This window comes from Desulfobotulus mexicanus, assembly GCF_006175995.1.
GTDB classification, from domain to species: Bacteria; Desulfobacterota; Desulfobacteria; order Desulfobacterales; family ASO4-4; genus Desulfobotulus; species Desulfobotulus mexicanus.
The window spans coordinates 1-1,099 of sequence record NZ_VDMB01000068.1 but is presented as its reverse complement, the minus strand read 5'-3'; the positions used below and the strand labels follow the sequence as shown (position 1 = coordinate 1,099).

General features: G+C 46.7%; 1 protein-coding gene. It reads right to left on the bottom strand.

The annotated features are described in order from the left end of the window. Positions 1–47 precede the first annotated feature (47 nt). Positions 48–1,099, bottom strand: a 1,052-nt coding sequence (locus tag FIM25_RS16950; protein WP_139451024.1) for an Rpn family recombination-promoting nuclease/putative transposase, incomplete at its 5' end; no start/stop codon positions are given.

Genomic DNA, 1,099 nt, shown 5'->3' with positions numbered 1-1,099 from the left:
GCCCATTTCCCACTCCTGCCTTTTAGTTTGTAGGTACAGAACAAGGACTAATGTTTGGTCGTATTATCGCCTATGAGAAGATCCAGGCCCTTGTCACCGGCAGCAAGAATCTCTCTGACCTTTTCAGGGGTAAGACTCGTAATATCTGCTATCTCTTCTGGTTTCATCCTGTATTTCTGAAGGTTCATGATGGTGGCATATTTTTCCTGCATCATGCGCATCAGACCTTTCTGTTCACCTCTCTGTTCACCCATAATCAGGCCTCTCTGTTCGCCCATAATCAGGCCTCTTTGTTCACCCATAACCATGCCTTCTTCAATCCATTTTTGGGCCAATGTGGGCATAAGCACCTCCATGTATCCGCTGTTTTCGAGGGCCTTTTCAATGGTGGCCTCGTCAATGTCCTGGCTTGCCGAGATGACGTAGCGMAGAAAAATTTCTATGTATTCCAGTGTCGTTTTGCCGGGCTCCATYATTTTRGTCAGCATYTGAATCATCTCAGGGAGATCATCTTTGATTTCAGGCCCCATGACGGAACCCAGAATCTTTAAGAAAACCTTTAGCACAATATTGTGCTGGAGGGTATTGGGGTCAAGGGTGCTGACATCACAAAGCAGGGTATGTAACTGTGGTGTGAAGGGTCGGAAGATGTTTGGATGACCACCGTCCAGCAGATCCACAATATCCCTTGAAAGCCATCCTTCCCTTCCGTGATAAACGACAAGGGGAAGGATGGGGGGCAGAAGTTTATTCGGGGTATTTCTGTGAAAACTTTCCCATACGGCACTCATGTATTTGAGTATCTGGAGGATGTACCAGATATCGGGCTGGCTTTTGTGTTCAATGAGTGTATAGAGGAAAGCCTTTGTCCTGCTGTCTTTGAGTTTTACGCTGAACACAAGGTCGCTGAAGGCACTCCGAAGTTTTGGGCTGACAAAACTGTCCTTTTCAGCCTTGAGGGTCTCCATATCAAGAAGTGCAACCACCTCTTCTGGCAGCATGACTTTGAAAAAATCCACGGCATGGTTTTTTTGGCCAAGGATTCTCTTTGCCAGAGCATCATGGGGGTTGCTCTTTAGGAGATCTTCCAGATAGGTGT